Below are 23,653 nucleotides of genomic sequence, written 5' to 3' on the forward strand. Positions count from 1 at the left end.
GTCATAAAAAGTCGTTGTAATAAATACACTGCTAAAACGAGGTGTGTTTATTATGACAAAAGCTATCAACAAAAAAGTACCCGCGCCGTACTTAACTATTCCACAGTTAAAAACGCTCAGTCACTTACAAACGCTGATCCGATTTAAGTCAATTACGCCTAATTCGGCAGGTGGTATTGAGTGGCTGGCACATCAGCTAACTAATTTAGGTTTTAGCATTGAGCAGTTTAGTGCCCATAATGTCAGTAATTTAATTGCTAAAATATCTTTTGGAGCAGGCCCTGTGGTGGCATTTTCTGGTCATATTGATGTGGTCCCTGCTGCGCAAGGTGGCTGGTTAGCTGATCCGTTTGATGGAAAAATAATTAATGATGCGATTTATGGGCGTGGTGCAGCTGATATGAAAGGGGGCATTGCAGCCATGCTCAGTGCAACGCAGTCGTTAATACATAGTGCGCGGCAAAAGCAGGGCACCTTGTATTGGTTGATCACCTCTGATGAAGAAGGTGAGGCAGAGCATGGCTCAGTGTTGATTGCGAAACGCCTAGCACAACAAGGTGTTGTACTTGATGGCTGTATTGTTGGTGAGCCTACAAGTCATTTGCAAGTGGGCGACACCATAAAAAATGGCCGACGTGGCGCGCTGTCAGCGCGTTTAACTATTCAAGGAAAAGCAGGACACGTGGCCTATCCTGAAAATACCATTAATGCTGCGCATATCAGCGCTGAAGTAGTAAATAGATTAATCCAAATTGATTGGCTTTTAGATGAGCCAAGCTCAAAAACAACGCTGCAAGTCACCGGTATTAATATTGATAATGTGCTAGATAACCTCGTGCCAGCCCAGTGTGATATTACTTTTAATATTCGCTATAACCATGGGTATAAAAGTACAGATGTGAAACAGCTGGTACTTACTGCACTGAATGATTTAAACGAATATTTAACGGTGCAATGGGAGCGTCCATGTGAACCTTATTATACAAGCCATAGGGCAGAGCGCTGCTTACTCGCCCAGCTAGAGCAGGCAATATTTAACGTGACCGGAAGCTATCCAGTACTTAGTACCAGCGGCGGGACTTCAGATGGGCGGTTTTTTGCAAGTAAAAACACGCAAGTGATAGAGTGCGGGGTTTTAAACCAGACCATTCATCAAGTTAATGAACATGTGCCCATTAGCGACTTGTTACAAATAGAGAAAATATACACCCAACTATTAGTACATATATTTACTCAGTCTAATAATCAGGGGATTTGATAAATATGAAATTGCCTAAGTTTAAGTATTTAAGTTTAAGCGCCCAAGCTTAGGCGCTTAAGTTAATATTTTAACGGCAAAACTCAGTTTAGTGAGGCGGTGTCTTGCGCTCCCAAATAGCGTTTTGCTTTACTCGGTTTTACTTTCTCAAGGTCGACCAATACCAATCCATCAATACAATTATTAAATTGCGGATCAATACTAAAACTTAAAAACGTTACCCCATTTGGCTCACATAGCTCGGTGTATTGTTTAAATAGTGTGGGTACATGGGTGCCCATATTAGCCAGTATGTGTTTAAGTTCTACAAAGTCTTCTTTGATGTTGTTACCCATAAACAAATTAGTGCATTGAATCTGCTGCTCACGGGTATGACGAAAAGCATTGTTAGGCGTTGCGAGTGACTTTTCAGAGCCATAATAGTGCTGATAATAATGTACCAGTAAGGATTTTGCTTGCTCTGGCAGTGCGTTTGACACACTCACGGCACCAAATAAGTAACGATACTGAGGGTAGCGGTTAATGAAGGCACCAATGCCATACCATAAGTAGTCGAGGCTTTTTCTGCCCCAGTATTTGGGTTGTACAAAACTACGGCCTAATTCTATGCCTTGCTTGAAGTATGGCGTCATCTCTTGGGTATAATTAAATAAGCTATCGGTATAAAGCCCACGTTGAGAGTGCTGTTCAATCACATCCTGCGCGCAGGCTAATCTGTAAGCGCCAACTAGTTCGAGTGATTGTGCATCCCATAAGACTAAGTGTTGATAATGCATGTCGTATTTGTCTATATCACGGCGATTGCCACTGCCTTCACCTACTGCACGAAAGGCAATTTCCCGCAGGCGACCAAGTTCACGAAATAACGGTGAGCTGCCTTGGTATTGGTATAAATAAATAACCATGCCATCACTGGTTTTACCTAAATGTTCACAGCTTTCGATGGCTTTTTTTAATTCTTTTTTACACTCTGGTGAGGCAATAGGAGCATGAGTTTTTAGTGGCAGTGTTTTTTTAGTGGTTAAACGGTACAGCTGTTTTCGTATTAGCTCGACTACTTCCTTGTCTTTTAAATCGGGTATTAAATAAGATTCAGGAGCAATGGAGGCGCCTATTTCAAATTCGAGCGATTTTTGGCGCTGTTTAAACATTTCTTTTACTAACAATAAACTGGCAAGCGGTTTATATAGCATAGAGGCTCCGTAAAAAAGCGGGCTGTTTCTGGCTTTTATATGTATGGGTAAAATTGGGCTATTAGCTTTTTTAGCGATACGTAAAAACCCGCTGTTCCATTTACAGTCTTTGATCCCTGTTGGTCGAAGTCGAGAAACTTCACCCGCAGGGAAAATAAGTAATGCTCCTTCATTTTTTAAATGCTGGTGGATATTACTAAGCTCTTGTTTTTTACTTTGCCCCGACAAATTATCAACGGGTAGTAATAATGAATGCATTGCATCAACGGTCATTAGCATTCGGTTAGCCACGACTTTTAAATCAGCACGCACCGTCGATAACACATTAATTAATGCAAGCGCATCTAAGGATCCAATTGGATGATTAGCAATAATGACAATTTTCCCTTCACTGGGAATATTTTCTATTTGTTTTGCTTTGTATCGAGTGTCAAAATCAAGCTCATCAAGTACTTGCTCGACAAATTCTATTCCTTGAAGATGGGAATAAGTTGTTGCAAAGTTTGTAAACTCTTGTTCATGTAATAAGTAGCTAAGGCTCTTTTTTACCAGTTTTTTTATTTTAAATGAGTTAGTTAACTGTGGTAAGTTAGTCGCAATTACTTTATCTACACTGATCATACGCACCTCTTTTTTATACTAGGCTAAAGCCAATATGTTTAGCTTAGAGTGCGGATATGACAATACGCGGTCAGTTGTGTGACTTTTTAAAACCGTTTACATACTATTGAATTGAACCATATCAGTACTATTATTCAGGTTTACTTTTTAAGGAATCATCATGTCAGTTTTGGTGGCTATAACAGGTCGAGACAACACAAAATTAATAGCAAAAATGAAATCACGATTGCCTAGTATTCGAATTGAAGAACTTGATGATTGCCAAAATTTAGAGAGTGTAGAGTTCGTTTTAGCGTGGAATGCGCCTGCATCACTGTGGCCCACGTTACCAAACTTAAAGGCTGTGTCATCATTTGGCGCTGGCGTTGATAGCATTGATTTAAGTTTATTACCTGCGGATGTAGAGGTCGTGCGTATTGTTGATAAACAGTTAGCCAACGATATGGCTGAATACGTACTTACCCATGTATTAGCACAAAAATTGCGATTAAAAGAATATGCAATAAAGCAACAGCAAAGTATATGGAAACCTAAAAGAGCGCATAAACATAATCAAGTAAGCATTTTAGGGTTTGGCGAACTAGGTCAAGCATGTGCACATAGGCTGGTTAATAACGGTTTTAACGTAAATGCTTGGAGCCGAAGCCCTAAAACATCAAACATTGCGACACTCTATCATGGTGATGACGGCTTAACACAGATGCTTGCGCAAACCGATTATTTAGTATGTTTATTACCGCTTACCAGCAGTACCCAAGGCATTATTAATAAACAGTTACTTGAGCAACTGCCTGAACATGCTGTGGTGATTAATGTGGCCAGAGGTGGGCATATAGTAGAAGCTGATTTACTTGATGCACTTAACAATACACGTATACGCGCAGCAACGCTTGATGTGTTTGCCAGTGAACCACTGCCAAGCGAACACCCTTATTGGTTGCATCCAGGTATTACTTTAACACCGCACTGTGCTGCGTTGTCAGATCTGGATAGTGTTATTGAACAAATAGCAGAAAACATTTTGCGTTTAAAAGCGAAACAGCCATTAATAAATTGCATTGATAAGCAGCAAGGTTATTAGTTAGCAGTTGTTGGCCTTCAAGGATTAACATTTGTTTAATTTTTAACAGAAACAGCTTGTTAACATTTGTAATTTTTATTATTGTTAAAAACAGTTATACAATAATAAAAAAATAGGATGAATTATGAAACCCAATCAAGGGGGCGCAAAAATTAGCATCGTGGTTGTATCTATCATTATATTAGGAATATCTGCCTGGTTTAATCAAGCCAATGCGGCAGCGCTGCTGATCTGACTCTTATTTTCACAGCAAGATTTAGCTACGCTTGCTGTGTATTTCTCTGTTTTGATGCTTTTTATCATCACTTTTCTTCAATAAAACATAAGTCGCACCACTTCCTCCATGCTGCCTAAGTGCAGTATGAAACGCTAAAACGCATGGAATTGTTTGTAACCACTGATTTACGTAACTTTTTAATATCCCTGGCTTGGTTTTATTTTTAATACCTATGCCATGGCGAACGAGTACCATTCTTATATTTCGCTGATGGCAGTCTTGAACAAAGGCTAATAATGATGCGTGTGCATTTTTTAAAAGTTGCCCATGTAAATCAAGCGTCGCATCAAGCTGATATTTCGCTAATCTTACATTTTTAAAAACCGCGCTTTGTACACCCTCTTTTTTAAAGCTTAATATGGCAAGTGGATCGAGTAATTCAAGTGGTTCATCCAACGGATTGAACTGTTCAGAGATTAAATCTGATTGTGCTGCTTTATTTTTTTCTTGCTGGGCGATGACCGCTTTATGGTTTTTAGGTGGTAAGGTCACAGTGTCATGCGTTATGGGGGTAACATCTTCCATAGAAGTTAAGAATAAATCGAAATCTGACAATGGCATGGGCTTATCTCAAAATAGGCTATTACGAGATAAATTTTAACTTAGTTCAAACTAAGACCCAAGATTTTTAAAGCTGTGGAATAAAAAAAGCCCAGAAAAACTGGGCTATAAAATATTCTAAGGGGAAGTAATTAATGCTGAGATACGCTAAATTGCCCAAACGTATAAACTTTGAACAAGTAAAATGTGTTGATCAACACTAAACTCATATTTGAAATAATACTCGACGACATAAGATCTAAGCTAAATGATAGGAATAACAAACCACAGGCACTAATCGCAGCAACGCGAAGCAGTGTCAGTTGGTTGATAAAGAATGCACCTAAACCTAGTGCAAGTAGTAATGTATTTAAAAGCCAATCTAGCTCGTTTAGCATGGTCGTTTCAATAGTTCAGTTGTTGAAAAAAGGAGCGCCATTATGTTGATCTTTTGCACAGCTTTCAACCAAGTAATTTTAAATTTTCAGATTAGTTTTTTTAATGTTAAAAGTAGGTCATTAATACCGAAAATAATCCCTCTTCAGCAATAATTCGATATTTTTGGCAGCTCTGCGGTTGCTGTAAATCAATACATAGGTAAAGGGTTCTATGCTCCTTATCCAGTCGCGGGTTTAGGGTTGAGTCCAGTAGTTTTGGTTCGCTTGAAAACAACCCAGGCCAATACACACTTTGGCTTACCATAGACGATTTTTTATAAGTAAGTAAGCTTGGCTTTGGCACTAAAACAAGTATAAGTAATAATATCGTGAAAATAAAAAGCAGGGTCAACTTGATGCCACACTTTGCGCTACTTGAGTGTAGTTTTAATTGTGAGCCAGTGTTTGCAAGCTTATTACTGGATCTTTGTTTAACAGTAGCGGCTTTATTTTTTTTGCGGCGACTTTTTTTGTGGTTTTCGACATAAAGCAAATCTGGCCTTTTTAGCTTAGCCCTCTATAATAAAGTAAATATTTGTATTTTAAGCAAATCACCAACTTCGCAGACATGGTTTTAGCCTATAAGGATTGTATATGAATACGCAGCTATCTATTTTAATAGTTGACGATGTTAGCACTGTGCGTAGCTTTCTAAGTCAAACATTAATGCATTTAGGGATAGAGAATGTAAAAGAAGCGTCTACGGCCGCGCAGTGTATTAGCGAGTGTCGCGCAGCCAATTTTAATATTATATTTTTAGACATAGAACTACCTGATGGCGATGGTAAAGAACTTATTGCGCAAATTAATGAGTTATCACCAGAGACAAACGTGGTGATGGTGTCGGCTCATTCAGGCGTTGAAAATGTGAAGGATGCGATAGAAAGAGGGGCAAAAGGGTTTGTGGTTAAACCATTTTCACCAAAGAAAATTGCGGCGATATTGAAAAAGTTTTATCCAGAGCTTGATAACGTTTAAGAGGCGTATTTATTTTGGGCAAAAAAAAACCGGCAAAAGCCGGTTTTTTTAATCTTGCAAAAACAATTATAGCGCTTTAATTTTAGCAGCTAAACGGCTCTTATGACGAGCAGCTTTGTTTTTGTGGATTAGACCCTTAGTTGCGTAACGGTCTAGGATAGGTGTAGCAACAGAAAAAGCTTGCTGTGCAGCTTCTTTATCGCCAGCTTCAATAGCTACGATTACTTTTTTGAAGTAAGTACGCATCATTGAACGACGGCTTGCGTTGTGCTGACGGTTTTTTTCGCTTGTGATAGCGCGTTTTTTTGCAGACTTGATGTTAGCCAAGGTTTGCTCCTAACAATCTTAAATAAAGCTTAAATTAAAGGCCGTGGAATATGCCTGTTTTTATCATGAATGTCAATTTAATTTTAACAATCCAAGAAAAACTGCTCCTTATAACGAACATCAATTTGCCGCTTTAGCAGTTAATGGCGCTATTGTAACAAAGCAAGGGGTTCGAGCCTAGTGCTTTAAAGCGATTTATAAAAAAGACTATGGCATAATTAACTTAATTGCTGATTTTTAATATGGATTTATAGTGTCAAAAGGTTTGTTTCGTTCCGGGATGATTGTAAGTGCAATGACAATGATCTCGCGTATTTTAGGGCTAGTGCGTGATGCTGTTGTTGCTAACTTGTTGGGGGCAGGGGCTGCTGCCGATGTGTTTTTATTTGCAAACCGTATTCCTAATTTTTTACGCCGTTTATTTGCTGAAGGGGCTTTTGCACAGGCGTTTGTACCTGTATTAAGTGAAATCAAAGAACAACAAGGCGATGATAAAGTCAGAATATTTGTTGCACAGGCGGCAGGTACACTCGGCACAATTTTACTACTCGTTACGCTTTTTGGTGTTGTGGCATCCCCCGTTATCGCCGCTTTATTTGGTACTGGTTGGTTTATTGATTGGTGGCAAGGTGGCCCTGACGCAGAAAAGTTTGAGCTTGCCAGTTCACTATTAAAGCTGACCTTTCCTTATTTATTTTTTGTAAGCTTAGTGGCGCTTAGTGGCGCAGTAATGAATGTGTACAACCGTTTTGCAGTTGCCGCATTTACTCCTGTATTACTTAATGTTTCTATTATTGGTTGTGCCATTTTATTGCATGACCAATTTTCTGTTGGTGCATATGCATTAGCAATAGGCGTATTTTTAGGGGGCGTGGTACAGCTATTATTTCAACTGCCGTTTTTATATAAAGCAAAAATGTTGGCGCGACCGCGTTGGGCGTGGCAAGACGAAAATGTTAAAAAAGTGCGTAAATTAATGCTCCCAGCGTTATTTGGTGTATCAATTAGTCAAATTAACTTATTACTCGACACGGTAATAGCTTCATTATTGATGACAGGCTCTATCGCTTGGCTGTATTACTCAGATAGACTGATTGAATTCCCACTTGGTTTATTTGGCATTGGTATTGCGACGGTTATTTTACCTGCGCTATCAAAATTACACAGCAGTAAAAAAAGTAGCGACTTTCAACATACCCTAGATTGGGGAGTGCGATTTGTGATTTTTTTAGGGCTCCCGGCCATGATAGGGTTGATGATTATTAGCCCGTTGATTATTACCGTGCTGTTTGATCACGGCGCGTTTAAAGAGGCAGGCATTGATCACGTTAAGGCGGTGAGCTTAGGGGTGGTTGCCTACTCGGTGGGATTAGTCAGCTTTATGTTAATTAAAGTGTTGGCGCCTGGGTTTTATTCTCGCCAAGATACGAAAACACCGGTGCGCATTGGCATTGTTACTTTGGTGCTTAACATGGTGTTTAATATTATGCTGGCCCCCTTTATTGGCTATTTAGGCTTAGCACTGGCAACCTCTATGTCGGCTAGTTGTAATGCCTACTTACTGTACCGACAGCTTAAAAAAGAGAATGTTTACCAGTTCTCCAGCATGAGTGGCTACTTCACTTTGAAGTGTTTGCTGGCGAGTGTGACGATGGGCGCACTAGTGTGGTTTACCAGTAGACACTATGATTGGGCTAGCTGGCACTTTAGTGAACAAGTTATGTTGTTGGTTGTGTTATTAATTATTGCGGTTGTTAGTTACTTTTTTATGTTGTTTTTGATGGGCGTTAGACTAAATACGATAAAAAGTGTAGCAATTACTGAATCAAATTAAAAAAAAGATTATAATCGGACACTCTGCGACCCAAGGTCGCATTTTATCGCTCGCTGAAAAAGGCATTAGGTGGCATGGAGTTAATTAGAGGTATACACAATATACGCCCACAACACTTTGGTTGTGTGCTAACCATTGGTAATTTTGATGGTGTTCATTTGGGTCATGCTGCCGTATTAAAAGGGCTGTTAGCGGATGCCAAAGAAAATAATTTACCCAGCACTGTAATGTTATTTGAGCCTCAGCCACAAGAGTTTTTTGCAAAAAACAATGCCCCGGCTAGGCTTACTCGACTGCGTGATAAACTTCGTCTATTGAGTAACTTGGGGATTGAGCGCGTTATTTGTATTAGCTTTAATCAGGCTTTTGCAAACATGCATGCTGAGCAGTTTGTTAGCGATATTTTAATTAAAAAGCTGGGCGTTAAAGCATTAACGGTTGGTGATGATTTTAGGTTTGGTAAACAGCGCCAAGGTAACTTTAGTCTATTGGCAACTATGGGCACCCAAGTGGGAATGAGTGTTAAAAGCACTGCCAGCTTTAGACAATTAAATGCTAGAGTAAGCAGTACCTTGATACGAGAAGCGCTTGCTGAAGGTGACTTAGTTAGTGCAAAAGTTATGCTTGGGCATAATTATGCAATATCTGGACGTGTTATTCATGGCTGGAAAAAAGGCCGCGAACTGGGTTTTAGAACGGCAAATATTGCGCTAAAGCGTCAAGTTTGTCCGGTTAATGGCGTATTTGCGGTTCAAGTAATGATCGCAGGAAAGAAAGTTTTTGGGGTGGCTAACATTGGAAACAAACCCACGTTTAATGGAACTCGTGCCTTATTAGAAGTTCACCTTTTTGATTTTGCACAAGATATTTATGGACAATTTATGCATGTGGAGTTAATTGAAAAACTCCGCAATGAGAAAAAATTCGAGACATTAACACAACTGACGGCACAAATAGCAACCGATGTTGCCGCCGCTAAGCAGTGTTTTGGTTTAAATTAGGTAGCCGATAGAAACGGAAAGTAGGATTAATGAGCGACTACAAACATACTTTGAATTTACCGGAAACAATGTTTCCAATGCGTGGCAATTTGGCACAACGTGAACCAAAAATGCTTAAAGCATGGTATGAAGACGACCTGTATGGTCAAATTCGCAGCGCAAAGAAAGGTAAAAAAACTTTCATTTTGCATGACGGCCCTCCGTATGCAAACGGCGATATCCATTTAGGCCATTCAGTAAATAAAATATTAAAAGATATTATTGTTAAGTCTAAAACCTTATCAGACTTCGATGCGCCATACGTACCTGGTTGGGACTGTCATGGTTTACCAATCGAGTTAATGGTTGAGAAAAAAGTCGGTAAACCCGGTGTTAAGGTAACTGCTGCAGAGTTTCGTGAGAAATGTCGTGCTTATGCTAAAAAGCAAGTAGAAGGCCAAAAAGTAGACTTTAAACGTTTAGGCGTTTTTGGTGATTGGGATAAGCCTTACCTAACCATGAACTTTGACTTTGAAGCCAATGCAATTCGTGTATTAGGTCGCATTATAAAAAATGGCCATCTACATAAAGGTGCTAAGCCTGTGCATTGGTGTACAGATTGTGGTTCAGCATTAGCTGAGGCAGAAGTTGAATACCAAGATAAACAATCTCCAGCTATTGATGTACGTTTTACTTTTACAGATCAAGATGCGGTGGTTAATGCGTTTGATTTAGCGGCTGGCCATACAGGAACAGGTAGCGTAGGAACCGTTATTTGGACTACGACACCATGGACTTTGCCAGCAAACCGTGCGGTAGCTGTGCATGCTGATTTAGAATACGCGCTAGTACAAGTAGACGATGAAGGCGTTCAGCAACGTCTTATTATAGGTTCTGAGCTGGTTAAAGATGCGATGGATCGTTTTGGTTTTAACCATTTCCATATCCTTGGCTATGTTAAAGGCGCAGCACTTGAAAACTTAACCGTAGCACATCCTTTTTATGACTTTAACGTACCGGTTATTGTAGCTGAACACGTAACCACAGATTCTGGTACGGGTGTTGTACATACTGCACCTGGTCATGGTCAAGAAGATTTCGTGGCAGGCCTTGAGTATAATCTTGAAGTAGCTAACCCAGTTGGCGCAAACGGAGTGTACTTACCTGACACTGAATTATTTGCCGGTCAACATGTGTTTAAAGCCAATGCGAGTGTAATTGAGGTATTAAAAGAAAATAATGCCTTAATGCATCATCATGCATTAACTCATAGCTACCCACATTGTTGGCGCCATAAAACGCCTATTATCTTCCGTGCCACACCACAATGGTTTGTTAGCATGGATCAGGCTAACTTACGCAAAGATTCACTGGCTGAAATTAAAAATACTCAATGGTTACCTGAATGGGGCGAAAGCCGTATTGCCAACATGGTTGAAGGCCGCCCTGATTGGTGTATTTCGCGTCAACGTACGTGGGGTGTACCTATTGCATTGTTTGTTGATAAAGACACGGGTGCATTACACCCAAATACTCAAGAGCTGATTGAACAAGCTGCAGTACTTGTGGAAAAATCAGGTATTCAAGCATGGTATGACCTAGAGCCTGCTACTTTGCTAGGTGAAGAAGACGCTAAACAGTACATGAAAGTACAAGACACGCTAGATGTGTGGTTTGACTCAGGTGTGACTCATGCCTGTGTTGTTGATGCGCGTGAAGATTTAGTTGGTCCTGCAGATTTATACCTTGAAGGTTCTGATCAACACCGTGGTTGGTTTATGTCATCAATGATGACTTCAGTGGCAATTAATGGTCATGCACCATACAAGCAAGTGCTTACGCATGGCTTTACGGTTGATGAAAACGGCCGCAAAATGTCTAAGTCATTAGGCAATGTTATTTCGCCACAAAATGTGATGAATAAACTGGGCGCTGATATTTTACGTTTATGGGTAGCATCAACTGATTACACGGCAGAAATGACCGTATCCGATGAAATATTCAAACGTTCGGCAGATCGTTACCGTCGTATTCGTAACACCAGCCGTTACTTACTTGCTAACCTAAGTGGTTTTGATCCAAAAACGGATCAAGTTGCTGTTGATGATATGGTTGAGCTGGATAAGTGGATTGTTGGCCGTGCAGCCCAATTACAAGAAGAAATTTTAGCGGCTTACGATAGATACCAAATGCTATTAGTAACGCAAAAGCTAATGAACTTCTGTACCGGTGAGCTTGGTTCGTTCTACTTAGACGTTATAAAAGACCGTCAGTACACGGCAAAAAGCGACAGCCATGCACGTCGTTCTTGTCAAACAGCGCTTTATCATATTGCTGAAGCAATGACGCGTTGGATGGCGCCAATCATGAGCTTTACTGCTCAAGAAATTTGGGAGGCACTGCCGGGTGAGCGCAGTGACTATGTATTTACTTCAACATGGTATGAGGGATTACAAGCACCAACTACGACCAAGTTTAGTAATGAAGACTGGCAAGCTATTTTAAATGTGCGTGACGAAGTGAACCGTCTGTTAGAAGCTGCACGTAAAGAAGAAGTGATTGGCGCAACATTACAAGCAACCGTAAACCTGTTTGCCAGCAAAGAGCTTGCAGCAAAACTTGCGGCGTTAGGCGATGAGCTACGTTTTGTGTTGTTAACCTCTGCGCTTAACGTTACCGAGGTAGATAGTCAACCTGCAGATTCACAAACTACTGAAATTGATGGTTTATACATTAGCGTATCAGCAACAGATGCTAAAAAGTGTGAGCGTTGTTGGCATTACAGTGAAGATGTAGGTGTTGAGCCTGCTCATCCCGAAATTTGTGGTCGTTGTGTAAGTAACGTTGACGGTGAAGGTGAAAAGCGTCAATTCGCTTAGGAGTTGTTTTTAGTGAGCAAACTAACCCAAAAAAGTGGTTTAGTGTGGCTTTGGTTGAGTCTATTACTGCTTGTAATAGACTTTGCCAGTAAAACACTGGTTGTAAACACCATGGCTTATGGTGAGTCAATTAATTTACTGCCTGTTTTTAGCATCACTTATGTACATAACTACGGTGCAGCCTATAGCTTTTTAAGCGAAGCGGGTGGCTGGCAGCGTTGGTTTTTAAGTGCAATAGCAATCGCGATTAGTTGTTTGTTGGTGTGGTGGTTAAAACGTCTTCCAGCGTCTAATAAAGTATTATGTGGTGCTTACTCGTTAGTTTTAGCCGGTGCTATTGGTAACTTGTACGACCGCATTGCTTATGGTTACGTTATTGATTTTTTACATGTGTTTTACGAAGACTCACATTTTCCCGTATTTAATATTGCAGACTGCGCTATTTGTATTGGTGCTGCATTATTACTATTTGACGCCTTTACCGGCGAAAATCCAAAGGAGCACAAAGCATGAGCCAAGCTGTAATTGGTGAAAACTCAGACGTTATTTTTCATTTTTCTATTAAACTAGAAGATGGCTCTGCCGCTGACTCAACGAAAGTGCATAACAAGCCGGCTAAGCTCACTATGGGTGATGGCAGCTTAACCGCTAATTTTGAAAAATGTTTACTTGGCCTAACGGCTGGTGAGAGCAAAACATTTGAACTTGAGCCGGAAGATGCCTTTGGTCAACCAAACCCAGATAATATTTATTATGTGGACCGTAGTAAGTTTGGTGTAGAAACGCCGGCTAAAGTAGGTGCTATTATTGCGTTTACTCAACCTGATGGCACCGAGCTTCCGGGTTTGGTTCGTGAAGTGCAAGGCGAGTCAGTTACTATCGATTTTAATCACCCATTAGCGGGCCAGCGTTTAACGTTTGAAGTTGATATTATTGAGGTGCAAGGTTAATGGAAATATTATTAGCTAATCCACGAGGCTTTTGCGCCGGTGTTGACCGCGCAATTAGCATTGTTGAGCGCGCTTTAGATATTTTTGAAAAACCAATCTATGTGCGCCATGAAGTGGTACACAATCGTTATGTGGTTGATGGCTTAAAAAATCGCGGCGCCGTGTTTGTTGAAGAGCTTGATCAGGTACCGGATGACAGTATTGTTATATTTAGTGCTCATGGTGTATCACAGGCTGTACGCAGTGAAGCAAAACGCCGTGAGCTTAAAGTATTTGATGCAACCTGCCCGTTAGTGACTAAAGTGCATATGGAAGTTACCCGTGCCAGCAGAAAAGGCATTGAATGCATTTTAATTGGTCACCATGGACACCCCGAGGTTGAGGGCACTATGGGTCAATACGACAATCAACAAGGTGGCATTTACCTAGTTGAAACCGTTGATGACGTGTTAAAGCTTGATGTTAAGAACGCAGATAATCTTTTTTATTGCAGCCAAACAACCTTATCGGTAGATGATACTGCGGATGTGATTGATGCCTTACGCAGCAAGTTTCCTGCTATTGATGGTCCGCGTAAAGATGATATTTGTTATGCAACTCAAAACCGTCAAGATGCAGTACGTGACTTAGCAGACAAAGTCGATGTGCTATTGGTTGTAGGCGCTAAAAATAGCTCTAATTCCAATCGTTTACGAGAACTAGCTGATAAAATGGGCACGCGTGCGTACTTAATTGACGATGCCAGCAATGTTGAAGCGTCATGGTTTGATGGTATCAATAGTGTGGGGGTTACCGCAGGCGCGTCAGCACCTGAAGTGCTAGTGCAGCAGGTGATTACCCGCTTAAAAGAGCTCGGTGGTAACCAAGTAACAGAAAACCCTGGTGAAGAAGAAAACATTGTTTTTGCTGTACCAGTAGAGCTGCGTTAATTTAGAGATAAATCATAAAAGGAGGGTCGAATGGGTAAGCAACTGTCACCAGATGCGTTACTTTTTTCGGCCCTTTTTAATGAGCGTGGTGTGCTTGCATCCCTCGTAGTAACACAGGTTGTGGCTATTATATTAGCTTTTGCTCCTAATGCTGGCGATGACATATGGCTGCATTTGGGGGCGATCAGTTTGTTTCTCCATGTAACTGTGCTGGTCAGTACCTCTTTTTTATATCTTTGTCGTCGATTACTCGCAAAACAGACTCAGTTTATTCAGATCAGTTTTTTTATTGCTTCATATAGTCTCAGTACTGCTGTATTTAGTCTGGTGTTTTCTCATATTGCTTTTGATATTGAAAACGAAAAACAACTGACGTTATTTGTGCTGCGTAATTGCATTATTGTATTTTTGCTTACCTTACTGTTTGTACAATTTTTGCTTATTCATTTTGAAAAAGAGCAGCAAACCAAAGCACTTTCTCGTGCAGAACTTGATGCTTTGCAGGCACGGATCCGACCCCACTTTTTATATAATAGTTTGAATACGGCGGCAGAATTAATGCATCATGACGTTGAGGCTGCAGAGCATGCAATTTTAGCACTGGCAGCGCTGTCTCAAGCTGCGATGCGTTCAGGTCAAAGTGTATTGCTCAGTGATGAAATAACATTAACTAAACAGTATATTGCGCTTGAATCATGGCGATTTGCAGAGCGCTTAAAGGTTGAGTGGTTATTACCAGAACATCTCCCTGCGCTATATATTCCATATCTAACATTACAACCTTTGGTAGAGAACGCAGTATGTCATGGCATTGAGCCAAGCCAAAGTGGTGCTACTATAAGTATTGAACTGCATGTGACAACACATTATTTAACCTTAATTGTAACTAATCCTGTACCCACTGAAACTGAAAATACTAGAGAGCATAACGGTATGGCTCTTGATAATATTCGTTCTCGTTTAAGTATTTATTATAAAGGTCGGGCGCAACTGACAATAACCAACAAAGATAATCAATTTAGAGTTAAAGTGGTTATCCCAAAACAAACAGAGAACATGTTATGAATGCCCTGATTGTAGATGATGAACCTTTAGCAAGAGCACGCTTGAAGCGTTTACTTGCTGAGAATCATACATCCATTCATGTGCAAGGAGAGGCCAGTAATGGCAATGATGCTTTAACACAAATGAAAAAGCAGCAGCCTGACTTAGTGTTTTTAGATATTGATATGCCAGGTTTAAATGGCATCGAAGTGGCGAATCAACTCAATGATCTTGCGGTACCTCCAGCGATTATTTTTATAACCGCTCATCCTGAGCATGCACTTGATGCGATGCAGTTAAATGCAGCCGGATATTTGGTAAAACCTATATCAGAAAAAAGTTTGCAACATGCATTACAACAGCTAGTACGTTTAAACAGAGTACACCTGCAACAGCAACAAACAGAAAAAGTAACCTATCAATTGGCAGGCACCGTAAGAAGCATAAAAATAGAAAGTATTTTCTATTTTTATGCACAGGAAAAGTACACAAAAGTCGTGTTCGATGGTGGGGAGGCTCTAATTGAAGACAGTTTAAAGCAACTTGAAATGCAATATCCTCGTCACTTATTGCGAATTCATCGAAATACCTTAGTGAATAAAAATAAAATTTTGGCACTCCATACACTTAAAAACCATCAACATGTTATTGAACTCAAAGGGTGTACACCTTTTTTAGCTGTTAGTCGTCGAGCGCTCAAAAGCGTAAAAAGCGTACTTTAGCACACCAACCTATTAACCGCTTATCAAGATAATTAACCGTTGGTCGTGGTCTTAGTTGAATCTATTTTTTTATTGCATACACTTAGTATCAGATAATTATTATTTGGTTTTACTATGTCTTTGAGCACGTTTAAATTGCAAAAAGGTTTTACCCTTATTGAAGTCCTGATTGCGTTTATTATATTAAGCTTTGGTTTGTTAGGCGCCGTTGCACTGCAAGCAAAAGCAAAACAAGCCAGTTTTGACTCTATGCAGCGCGCCGCCGCTGTGGCTTTAGGTAACGACATTATTCAGCGCATTCGAGCAAATGATACCATTGATATAATAAAAGATTACAAAGGCGTTATAAAAAGCTCAGCGAATAGTAATACTTACTCGAGTTGCTTTGGTGCAATATGTAGCTCTTCTGATATTGCCAAATTAGATATAACGCAATGGAAGCGTGCCATACGAGCCAGTGAAAATACAGGGACTTTAGATGATGCGACAATATGTATAAATCCAACTTCAGTGGCAGATACTGGAGGCAAAGGATTCAACATTGAAGTAATTATATCATGGCAAGGCCGCCAAGAGTTTAATGCGAATGCAGTTACAGGAAAAGTTACCTGTGGTGATGATCCTAGCAATAAACGCCGTTTAGTGGTTCTAACAAGTTATATATATGTGAGGAGCTAACATGAAGCAAAAAGGGTTTACTCTTTTAGAAGTTATGATTTCACTATTTATTGGTGGTTTGATTTTAGGTGGTGTCATGTTTACTTTTATTAGCATGAAAATAAGCACAAAAGACACGATGAGCATCGGTGAACTCCAAGAGTCTGGCCGCTTAGCCATTAATATTATGCAACGCGATATAGAGCAAGTAGGCTTTTGGGGAACTTATTATGATGATTCATTTACTACAGCAAACACAACTGTTACCGCGACAGGGGTCGCAGGTGATTGCTCAGAGGGAGCTAATAACGGCAGCTTCCCAGATTTAACCAGTAGTAGTAATTTTCGTACTATTTACGCAAAAACGACTACCAGTAAAGATAACCTAAATTGCATTAACGATGGCATTATTCCTGCTAATGATAAAGAGACCGATATTCTTCAGCTCAAGTTTTTACAAGGTGATCCTCAATATGATGCTGTTGCAGGCACTAATATAACAAGCGATAAAATAAATTATTTTATCGCAGAACAAGAACAAGCAAGTTTTGTAACCGGTAAACATACCCCAACAAATATCAATGCAACTATTTGGCCATACAGTCATCATGTTTATTACATTAAAGAAGAAGAGTATTTAGTAAATAATCAAAAAATAAAAGTTCCCGCATTAAGACGAAAACGATTAGTTAATGGAAAAATGACCTCTGAAACGATAATGGAAGGAGTCGAAAATATGCGTTTTTTGTTTGGATTAGACACGAACAGTGATAGTCGAGTTGATACTTACAAAAGCCCCAGCACAATTACTGCTGCTGAATGGGAAAACCGCAGAGGTATATTAACGGTGCAAGTTTTTTTATTAATCCGTGCACTTCAACCAGACCCAGGAATAAAACTCAAAAACCAAAAATATACTTTAGGTGAGGGAGCTGGAAAGCGAGAATTAAATTTTAATGATAACTATAGAAGAACAGTTTTTACTACAACTATTCGTTTAAGTAATGTTGGAGGTAATTTATGGAAAATCTAAAGTCTTTACCAACTAAGCAGCAAGGTGTCGTGCTTATCACAGCATTAATAATGGTAATAGCCGTAACTGGTATTGCTGTCACTCTTATGAGTAGCAGTACGATTGATATTAAAATTACCAACGCAGCCCAAGAGCGAGAAGTTGCAGAAAATCAACTAATTGGTGAAGTGCTAAGAGTGATTGCGTCAGAAGCTAAAAAGGGTGCTGATAGTGACTTTTTTCTTACTCCAGATGAGATCGCTACAGATTCGGGTAAGCTTGATGGTGATGGTAATAAAATAATTATACCAGAGAAGGACATTACAGAGCCTGGGCACGAAATGAAAAGCATAATGACGAACATGAATCATGGTTCCTTAGAGCTTAATTGTCCTCGTAGTTATAGTTTTACAGCGGGTGTTTCATGCAATATGGTTCAAGTATCTACTACGATAGAATATGGCTCTAAAAGCAAGCATCAACTAACCATAGTTACTGGTATAGCTCAAGAGATGGCCAGTACGGGTAAGGGGATTTAAGATGAAATTTAAACTTTATATAGCACTAGTTTTATTATTTACATCAGTAATTAATATGCATGCATACGCTGAGGATATTGAGATTTACGTAAATAAAGATGTAAAATTCGATGAAAAACCAAGAGTTCTTTTTATTTTTGATACGTCAGGAAGTATGGACGAGGAAGTTACATCAGCAGGCACAAGAGAGCGATGTTATATAAAGGAAAGAGAAAGTTACTTCTTTGGGCTTTTATGGCGTGATGTATATGTGGAACTAGGGCAGTGCTATGAAAGTAAAAGCAGCTATAGTGAATATAATCAACAATGTTACATAAACATTGGAGGTAGTTACAACCCCAATTATCAACCAAGTTGTGTTGATGAAGTTGAAGGTGGGACAAGGCTTGAGGTTGCAAAAAGAGCTGTAAAAGGTTTAATAAATGACAACAGTGATATTGACTTTGGTTTAATGCGTTTTAATTATAACGCAGGTAATGAACCCGGTGGCGGCTATGTGCTTGCTAGAATAGGTGCAAATGAAAATATACTGATTAATAAAATCAATGAGCTACCTGCGTATGGTTCAACTCCATTAACAGAAACTTTGTGGGAGGCATATTTATACATCACAGGACAAAATCTTAAGTTTGCGAGAAGGGTTAACGGCAGAGATAAAAGCATTGATGAAAATAGCAAGTACATATCACCTTTTAAACAAGATCAAGGAACTCCACTGCGCTGTGATAACTCTATTAATATTATTCTTATAACAGACGGTGAACCTCAAAATGATGATGAAGCTGATGGAAGTATAAATAAAGAATATAAAGGTATATTTGGAGCTAATTCGAGTTCATTTGGGAGCTATAAAAGTTATTTAGTAGCGTTAGCCAAAATTTTATATGGTACAGAGACTATATCTGTTGATTTATATCCTCAGACCTCTGAGGTGATTGATACGGGTAGGCTTTTTACTATAGGTTTTGGTGATGGAATGGGTGAAAATGCGCTCAAACTTTTAGAAGAAGCAGCTGAAGTTGGTGGTGGGGATTATTTTGAAGCTAAATCAGCAGCAGCCCTTTCTTCTGCACTTAAAAATACAATTTCACAAATTAGAGAAGAAAATAGTACTTTCATTTCTCCATCAGTGGCCAGTAATAACGTAGATCAAACTCGAAGTCGAGATGCAATCTATTTTGCTATGTTTTATCCAGATAAAAGTACACGTTGGCGAGGTAATTTAAAAAAATTAAAAGTATCAGACGGAAAAATTATTGATTCATCGTTAAAGTTAGCACTCAATGAAGATGGATTAATTAGTAAGGATGCAAAAACCTTTTGGTCTGTTAATAATTCTGCAGATGGTAATTCGGTAAAAAATGGTGGCGTTAATGCAATGCTGGCAACTATAAAGGATAAAGATCGTAAAGTGCTAACGGATATCGGCTTTTTTAAGGCCGACAGTATTATTGATGCTATGGGTGAAAGCCAGGCAGCTAGTGCTTTCTTAATTGATAAGTCTGAGCTTGAAAATACGATTAATTGGGCGCGTGGGGTTGATGTTGATAATAAGAATCCTGAAAGCGAACAGCGTAATGATATCTTTGGTGATCCCTTACACTCTAGGCCTGTAGCAATAGATTATGGTAATAATGATATACGTATACTGATTGGTACTAATGCTGGCTTTTTACATATGTTTAAAGATGACGATGTAAATAATGAAGTTAAAGAAAGTTGGGCGTTTATACCGTCTGTACTTTTTAAAATAATTAAATCATTAAGAAAAGCAGAATCTGGTAAGCAATATGGCATGGATGGGCCTATTAGCGTGTATTCCAAAAATGAAAGTCTCAATAGTGATAACGTTAACGATGGTATTGTAGATGCGACAAAAGGAGATAATGTATGGGCTTTTGCTGGCATGCGACGTGGTGGAAGAAACTATTACGGCTTTAATATTACTGACCCAGATAACCCTAAGTTAAAATGGACAATTCAAGGCGGTGAAGGAGACTTCACAAAACTGGGTCAAACTTGGTCAAAGCCGCAAGTGGCATTTATAAAAGCTTTTGGTGATAAACCAGTACTGGTTTTTGGTGGTGGTTATGACACAAATAAAGATACTAGCTCAGAGGCTGACTCTGTAGGTAATAATATTTATATTGTTGACGCAAATACAGGTACTAAGCTTTGGTCATTACTAGATAATAATAATTTTAAAGGAAAACATAGTATTGCTGCAGATATAACTCTACTAGATTCTGATTATGATGGTTATATCGACAGAATATATGCTGCAGATACAGGAGGTGATATCTGGCGTATAGATATGCCGGGCGATAAGAAAGGAGCTTTTAATCACCATAAATTGGCTGAGCTAGGCGGGAGTGTTGATAGGCGTTTTTTTTACAAACCAATGGTTGCACGAACGCTATTTAGTAAAGTGACAATAAAGGGAGGTGTTACCACTAGACTAGACACCCCATTTGATGCAATTGTTATCGGCAGTGGGAAAAGAACAAACCCTAATGATGCTGAAACAGCAGATCAGTTGTTTATGATAAGAGATGAAAATACAGTTACACAATTATTTTCAGATAAAAAACCAGACGTAATAAAACCAGATAATTTAATGGTAATGAATGATGATCCATTTGGTAAGGCGTTAAATAACGTAACTGGCTTTATTGAATTAGAAGCAAAGCTTGGGGCAGAGTTTAAAGGGTGGCGATATAGATTAGCTGCAGGGGAAAAATCATTAGCGGCTGCAACAGTAATTGGTGGCGTTGCATATTTTACATCTTTCACACCTGCTTCAGAGTCATCGACTAAAAACCAATGCTCGCTCAGTGGCGGCGGCGGCTCACTTTATGCTTTTCATTTACATTACGGTACTAAAGTTTATGATGATTTAAAGTTTGCAACTAGTACTGAAGTACCTGATACACCACAGCTTTATTTTGGTTCTACTTGCGCCGATAGCGATGGTAATGGAAAGTGCGATGATGATTCTTCAAAAGTACCTAAAAGCCAATTCTATTTAATTGGACCGGGCATAAAAGGTGATAATGCTAAAAACCCGCTGGAACCACTTGAAATTACAGGGCCAGGATTAAAAGTTGTAGACGATAAAATACAACTTGTAAAAGATGAAACATTAGGGTTTGGTTTTAAAACACAGCAAACGTATATATATAAACGCGAAGAAAATGATGAAAATATACAGAACGAATAAGATTAAGGCGGCCGAAATGATAAAAAAACAACGTGGTTTTACCTTGATTGAGCTAATGATAGCTGTAGCTATTGTAGGGATTTTAGCCTCAATAGCACTGCCTAATTATACAGAATATGTAAAACGTGCCTCACGTGCAGAGGCAGTTGCAGCATTGTTAGATGCTGCAAACAAGGAGGAGCAGTATTTTGTGGATAATAGGGAATATACAGAGACATTTACTGATTTAGGGTTGCAAGACAAAACCGAGAATAAACATTTTGAATTAACGATTAAAGTGACGAATAAGAATGCTTTTACAATCATTGCAAAACCTGTGGCAGGGCCAGTAAAAGGAGATGGTGATTGCACTGAGCTTTTCATAACTGATACAGGTCTTAAAGGTGCTAAAGGCGCTAAAACAAACGACGGGGAAGATATTGACTACTGCTGGGGAAGGTAATTAAGGTTATTCTTCTTGGCATTTATCAGTTGATTTGATGCGAATTCTACCCGTTTGACTTACAGATAAAGCCAATCCTTCGAGATTGGCTTTATTGCTATTGGGGCAATATATAAAAGTCCCATTTTGAAAACCATTTAAAGAACCATCTGGACGAAATGTAATGGCGTTGCGCGGATACTCTAAAGTATCAGCATCATGAACATCCTCGAAAGTGCTTAAGAGTAGTTCATCATCATCTAGAGTCGTTGATTTATCTTTGTCGATAAACAGTGACATTTGACCATCCCATTCGTCTTTTGTGCATTGGTTGTTTTTTAGTGCGCAAAGCGTGACGTAAGTAGCATTTTCAATTGCGTAAAGGCGGCCGTAATTTATATTTCGGTGTAGCAGATTCACATGGTTATCTAATCGGTTTTTAGCCAAGAAGTCTGGATAAAACCACATCGATAATTGACTGATTACACTGACAACAGCAATTGATACCATTAATTCGAGAAGTGTCACTCCCTTGTTTTTTGATATTGATAATCTCATCCTTGAAGACCTGAGTTAATAAATGATTAACTCAGTCTAGTAAATGATACAAATATGACAAGATAAGTTTGTATGTTTTTTAGTCGCACGTTTCGTCAGTATCACCAAGATAAAAAGCTGTACCAGAGACAGATACGCTAAGTGCTTTATTGCTTTTGTTATCACTATTAGGACAATAAATAAAACCGGTCAACTCATCAACTTCTGGGTCGATAAGATTTGTTGTAATTCGTCCGCTAGTATCAAAACGAAGATAGCTATCACCCGTGAATTTTATTTTGTCATTAGAAGACACATCCGACATTACGCGTAGTAGGCTATCATTCTCAGTATCATAGCTACCATTATTATTAGCATCTATAAATAAGATCACAGTATTAGTTGAACCCCACCCACTTTTACATGTGAGATTGGAAGTGCCAAGATTTTTTGCACTGGGAACAGGACACACAATGACTATTTCATCTGTACTTGCTGCTTGAGAGCGTGCATAGCTAATATTTCTTTTTAACTCCAACAAAAAGTTCTCAGCTCTATTTTCTTCTAGCATATCGCTGCTATTCCAAAGTGCAATTGTGGCAATAATGCCTACAATAGCCACAGTCACCATCAGCTCTAGTAAAGTGAATCCGTATTGTATTTTTTTCATATTGATCCCGTAGGTTACTTATTGTTTTAGTATAGCTATTTTTATTAGCATAATCATAGCATGACAGATTGTTTTATCACCGTAATTCAATCGCTTTGTTTGCTATGAACCTCATGATTGTCTAAAATCGAGGCAACTGAAGCTTTCAAAAGTAATTACTATGAAAAAAATAGAAGCAATCATTAAACCGTTTAAGCTCGATGATGTGCGTGAAGCATTATCTGATGTAGGCATTACGGGTATGACAGTAAGTGAAGTAAAAGGGTTTGGGCGTCAAAAAGGCCACACAGAGCTATACCGTGGTGCTGAGTACATGGTTGACTTTTTACCTAAAGTAAAACTAGATATTGTGCTCGGTGATGAAGACGTAGAACGTGCTATTGATGTTATTGTTAAAACAGCACAAACAGGCAAAATTGGTGATGGTAAAATATTTGTCACTGACGTAGAACGTGTGGTTCGAATTCGTACTGCAGAAGAGGATGAAGAGGCTATATAGTCGAGTAAACCTCGTAAAAAAAGGCGCTAATTTTATAACTAGCGCCTT

General features: G+C 39.2%; 23 protein-coding genes. 17 read left to right on the forward strand and 6 right to left on the reverse strand.

From position 1 onward, the window contains the following. Nucleotides 1–52: 52 nt before the first annotated feature. Nucleotides 53–1,258 (forward strand): succinyl-diaminopimelate desuccinylase, encoded by a 1,206-nt coding sequence (gene dapE / locus QMA00_RS01440; protein ID WP_076921486.1) that lies wholly within the window; start codon nucleotides 53–55, stop codon nucleotides 1,256–1,258. 83 nt (nucleotides 1,259–1,341) lie between these two features. On the opposite strand, the gene QMA00_RS01445 is transcribed toward dapE, so the two are convergent. Continuing rightward, the gene (locus QMA00_RS01445; RefSeq protein WP_076921488.1) at nucleotides 1,342–3,072 is read right to left on the reverse strand and encodes a lysophospholipid acyltransferase family protein; all 1,731 of its coding nucleotides are present in this window, start codon (nucleotides 3,070–3,072) and stop codon (nucleotides 1,342–1,344) included. A 160-nt stretch (nucleotides 3,073–3,232) separates the two neighbouring features. Here QMA00_RS01445 and QMA00_RS01450 point away from each other — a divergent pair, with 160 nt between their 5' ends. Then, nucleotides 3,233–4,153 (forward strand): glyoxylate/hydroxypyruvate reductase A, encoded by a 921-nt coding sequence (locus tag QMA00_RS01450; RefSeq protein WP_076921490.1) that lies wholly within the window; start codon nucleotides 3,233–3,235, stop codon nucleotides 4,151–4,153. A gap of 256 nt (nucleotides 4,154–4,409) precedes the next feature. Here QMA00_RS01450 and smrA read toward each other — a convergent pair whose 3' ends face one another. Next, a complete protein-coding gene (gene smrA, locus QMA00_RS01455; RefSeq protein ID WP_076921492.1) occupies nucleotides 4,410–4,991 on the reverse strand; it encodes a DNA endonuclease SmrA in 582 nt (193 codons plus the stop codon). Nucleotides 4,992–5,122: 131 nt separating this feature from the next. Next, nucleotides 5,123–5,368, reverse strand: coding sequence for a hypothetical protein (locus tag QMA00_RS01460; protein WP_013464466.1), 246 nt, complete (start codon nucleotides 5,366–5,368; stop codon nucleotides 5,123–5,125). 633 nt (nucleotides 5,369–6,001) lie between these two features. On the opposite strand from QMA00_RS01460, the gene QMA00_RS01465 reads away from it, so the two are divergent. Further along, nucleotides 6,002–6,385: a response regulator gene (locus QMA00_RS01465; RefSeq protein WP_076921496.1), complete on the forward strand. Its 384-nt coding sequence runs from the start codon at nucleotides 6,002–6,004 to the stop codon at nucleotides 6,383–6,385. 66 nt (nucleotides 6,386–6,451) lie between these two features. Here the strand turns inward: QMA00_RS01465 and rpsT are convergent, their stop codons facing one another. After that, the gene (rpsT, locus tag QMA00_RS01470; protein WP_008114420.1) at nucleotides 6,452–6,712 is read right to left on the reverse strand and encodes a 30S ribosomal protein S20; all 261 of its coding nucleotides are present in this window, start codon (nucleotides 6,710–6,712) and stop codon (nucleotides 6,452–6,454) included. A gap of 253 nt (nucleotides 6,713–6,965) precedes the next feature. Here rpsT and murJ point away from each other — a divergent pair, with 253 nt between their 5' ends. From murJ to QMA00_RS01535, 13 genes are all read left to right on the forward strand, one after another. Further along, on the forward strand, nucleotides 6,966–8,546 hold the full coding sequence (gene murJ / locus QMA00_RS01475; RefSeq protein ID WP_290155585.1) for a murein biosynthesis integral membrane protein MurJ: 1,581 nt from the start codon (nucleotides 6,966–6,968) through the stop codon (nucleotides 8,544–8,546). A gap of 74 nt (nucleotides 8,547–8,620) precedes the next feature. Further along, on the forward strand, nucleotides 8,621–9,547 hold the full coding sequence (gene ribF, locus QMA00_RS01480; protein ID WP_138562923.1) for a bifunctional riboflavin kinase/FAD synthetase: 927 nt from the start codon (nucleotides 8,621–8,623) through the stop codon (nucleotides 9,545–9,547). Between the two features lie 29 nt (nucleotides 9,548–9,576). Beyond that, nucleotides 9,577–12,405: an isoleucine--tRNA ligase gene (gene ileS / locus QMA00_RS01485; RefSeq protein ID WP_076921501.1), complete on the forward strand. Its 2,829-nt coding sequence runs from the start codon at nucleotides 9,577–9,579 to the stop codon at nucleotides 12,403–12,405. 12 nt (nucleotides 12,406–12,417) lie between these two features. Continuing rightward, a complete protein-coding gene (lspA, locus tag QMA00_RS01490; RefSeq protein ID WP_013464471.1) occupies nucleotides 12,418–12,918 on the forward strand; it encodes a signal peptidase II in 501 nt (166 codons plus the stop codon). Continuing rightward, nucleotides 12,915–13,355, forward strand: a complete 441-nt coding sequence (gene fkpB, locus QMA00_RS01495; RefSeq protein WP_013464472.1) for an FKBP-type peptidyl-prolyl cis-trans isomerase — start codon at nucleotides 12,915–12,917, stop codon at nucleotides 13,353–13,355. Before lspA ends, fkpB begins: the two co-directional genes overlap by 4 nt. Then, nucleotides 13,355–14,284: a 4-hydroxy-3-methylbut-2-enyl diphosphate reductase gene (ispH, locus tag QMA00_RS01500; protein WP_013464473.1), complete on the forward strand. Its 930-nt coding sequence runs from the start codon at nucleotides 13,355–13,357 to the stop codon at nucleotides 14,282–14,284. Before fkpB ends, ispH begins: the two co-directional genes overlap by 1 nt. A gap of 30 nt (nucleotides 14,285–14,314) precedes the next feature. Then, the gene (locus QMA00_RS01505; protein ID WP_076921503.1) at nucleotides 14,315–15,349 is read left to right on the forward strand and encodes a histidine kinase; all 1,035 of its coding nucleotides are present in this window, start codon (nucleotides 14,315–14,317) and stop codon (nucleotides 15,347–15,349) included. After that, complete coding sequence (locus tag QMA00_RS01510) at nucleotides 15,346–16,050, forward strand: LytTR family DNA-binding domain-containing protein (RefSeq protein ID WP_214551841.1); 705 nt, start codon at nucleotides 15,346–15,348, stop codon at nucleotides 16,048–16,050. Before QMA00_RS01505 ends, QMA00_RS01510 begins: the two co-directional genes overlap by 4 nt. 114 nt (nucleotides 16,051–16,164) lie before the next feature. Further along, nucleotides 16,165–16,728 (forward strand): type IV pilus modification protein PilV, encoded by a 564-nt coding sequence (pilV, locus tag QMA00_RS01515; RefSeq protein ID WP_069440280.1) that lies wholly within the window; start codon nucleotides 16,165–16,167, stop codon nucleotides 16,726–16,728. Between the two features lies 1 nt (nucleotide 16,729). After that, entirely contained in the window at nucleotides 16,730–17,740 is a 1,011-nt protein-coding gene (locus tag QMA00_RS01520; protein WP_076921506.1) for a PilW family protein, read from the forward strand. Continuing rightward, entirely contained in the window at nucleotides 17,728–18,258 is a 531-nt protein-coding gene (locus QMA00_RS01525; protein ID WP_076921508.1) for a pilus assembly protein PilX, read from the forward strand. Before QMA00_RS01520 ends, QMA00_RS01525 begins: the two co-directional genes overlap by 13 nt. A 1-nt stretch (nucleotide 18,259) precedes the next feature. Then, entirely contained in the window at nucleotides 18,260–21,478 is a 3,219-nt protein-coding gene (locus QMA00_RS01530; protein WP_076921510.1) for a PilC/PilY family type IV pilus protein, read from the forward strand. Between the two features lie 16 nt (nucleotides 21,479–21,494). After that, nucleotides 21,495–21,920, forward strand: coding sequence for a type IV pilin protein (locus QMA00_RS01535; protein WP_069440343.1), 426 nt, complete (start codon nucleotides 21,495–21,497; stop codon nucleotides 21,918–21,920). A 6-nt stretch (nucleotides 21,921–21,926) separates the two neighbouring features. Here the strand turns inward: QMA00_RS01535 and QMA00_RS01540 are convergent, their stop codons facing one another. Then, the gene (locus QMA00_RS01540; protein WP_076921512.1) at nucleotides 21,927–22,457 is read right to left on the reverse strand and encodes a GspH/FimT family pseudopilin; all 531 of its coding nucleotides are present in this window, start codon (nucleotides 22,455–22,457) and stop codon (nucleotides 21,927–21,929) included. A 79-nt stretch (nucleotides 22,458–22,536) separates the two neighbouring features. Then, nucleotides 22,537–23,106, reverse strand: coding sequence for a GspH/FimT family pseudopilin (locus QMA00_RS01545; protein ID WP_069440275.1), 570 nt, complete (start codon nucleotides 23,104–23,106; stop codon nucleotides 22,537–22,539). 160 nt (nucleotides 23,107–23,266) lie between these two features. On the opposite strand from QMA00_RS01545, the gene QMA00_RS01550 reads away from it, so the two are divergent. Then, entirely contained in the window at nucleotides 23,267–23,605 is a 339-nt protein-coding gene (locus QMA00_RS01550; protein WP_013464483.1) for a P-II family nitrogen regulator, read from the forward strand. The last annotated feature ends 48 nt before the right edge of the window (nucleotides 23,606–23,653 follow it).

Source organism: Pseudoalteromonas sp. APC 3694 (assembly GCF_030407565.1).
Taxonomy (GTDB): domain Bacteria; phylum Pseudomonadota; class Gammaproteobacteria; order Enterobacterales; family Alteromonadaceae; genus Pseudoalteromonas; species Pseudoalteromonas tetraodonis.

What these genes read in the sequence shown, in the direction of transcription:
- QMA00_RS01505 (WP_076921503.1), top strand. Translation starts at nt 14,315, where the DNA reads ATGGGTAAGCAACTGTCACCAGATGCGTTACTTTTTTCGGCCCTTTTT.
- QMA00_RS01460 (WP_013464466.1), bottom strand. Translation starts at nt 5,368, where the DNA reads ATGCTAAACGAGCTAGATTGGCTTTTAAATACATTACTACTTGCACTA.
- fkpB (WP_013464472.1), top strand. Translation starts at nt 12,915, where the DNA reads ATGAGCCAAGCTGTAATTGGTGAAAACTCAGACGTTATTTTTCATTTT.
- QMA00_RS01450 (WP_076921490.1), top strand. Translation starts at nt 3,233, where the DNA reads ATGTCAGTTTTGGTGGCTATAACAGGTCGAGACAACACAAAATTAATA.
- QMA00_RS01535 (WP_069440343.1), top strand. Translation starts at nt 21,495, where the DNA reads ATGATAAAAAAACAACGTGGTTTTACCTTGATTGAGCTAATGATAGCT.
- QMA00_RS01445 (WP_076921488.1), bottom strand. Translation starts at nt 3,072, where the DNA reads ATGATCAGTGTAGATAAAGTAATTGCGACTAACTTACCACAGTTAACT.
- smrA (WP_076921492.1), bottom strand. Translation starts at nt 4,991, where the DNA reads ATGCCATTGTCAGATTTCGATTTATTCTTAACTTCTATGGAAGATGTT.
- QMA00_RS01525 (WP_076921508.1), top strand. Translation starts at nt 17,728, where the DNA reads ATGGAAAATCTAAAGTCTTTACCAACTAAGCAGCAAGGTGTCGTGCTT.
- dapE (WP_076921486.1), top strand. Translation starts at nt 53, where the DNA reads ATGACAAAAGCTATCAACAAAAAAGTACCCGCGCCGTACTTAACTATT.
- QMA00_RS01510 (WP_214551841.1), top strand. Translation starts at nt 15,346, where the DNA reads ATGAATGCCCTGATTGTAGATGATGAACCTTTAGCAAGAGCACGCTTG.
- QMA00_RS01545 (WP_069440275.1), bottom strand. Translation starts at nt 23,106, where the DNA reads ATGAAAAAAATACAATACGGATTCACTTTACTAGAGCTGATGGTGACT.
- QMA00_RS01540 (WP_076921512.1), bottom strand. Translation starts at nt 22,457, where the DNA reads ATGAGATTATCAATATCAAAAAACAAGGGAGTGACACTTCTCGAATTA.
- QMA00_RS01530 (WP_076921510.1), top strand. Translation starts at nt 18,260, where the DNA reads ATGAAATTTAAACTTTATATAGCACTAGTTTTATTATTTACATCAGTA.
- pilV (WP_069440280.1), top strand. Translation starts at nt 16,165, where the DNA reads ATGTCTTTGAGCACGTTTAAATTGCAAAAAGGTTTTACCCTTATTGAA.
- ispH (WP_013464473.1), top strand. Translation starts at nt 13,355, where the DNA reads ATGGAAATATTATTAGCTAATCCACGAGGCTTTTGCGCCGGTGTTGAC.
- QMA00_RS01465 (WP_076921496.1), top strand. Translation starts at nt 6,002, where the DNA reads ATGAATACGCAGCTATCTATTTTAATAGTTGACGATGTTAGCACTGTG.
- QMA00_RS01520 (WP_076921506.1), top strand. Translation starts at nt 16,730, where the DNA reads ATGAAGCAAAAAGGGTTTACTCTTTTAGAAGTTATGATTTCACTATTT.
- ileS (WP_076921501.1), top strand. Translation starts at nt 9,577, where the DNA reads ATGAGCGACTACAAACATACTTTGAATTTACCGGAAACAATGTTTCCA.
- ribF (WP_138562923.1), top strand. Translation starts at nt 8,621, where the DNA reads ATGGAGTTAATTAGAGGTATACACAATATACGCCCACAACACTTTGGT.
- QMA00_RS01550 (WP_013464483.1), top strand. Translation starts at nt 23,267, where the DNA reads ATGAAAAAAATAGAAGCAATCATTAAACCGTTTAAGCTCGATGATGTG.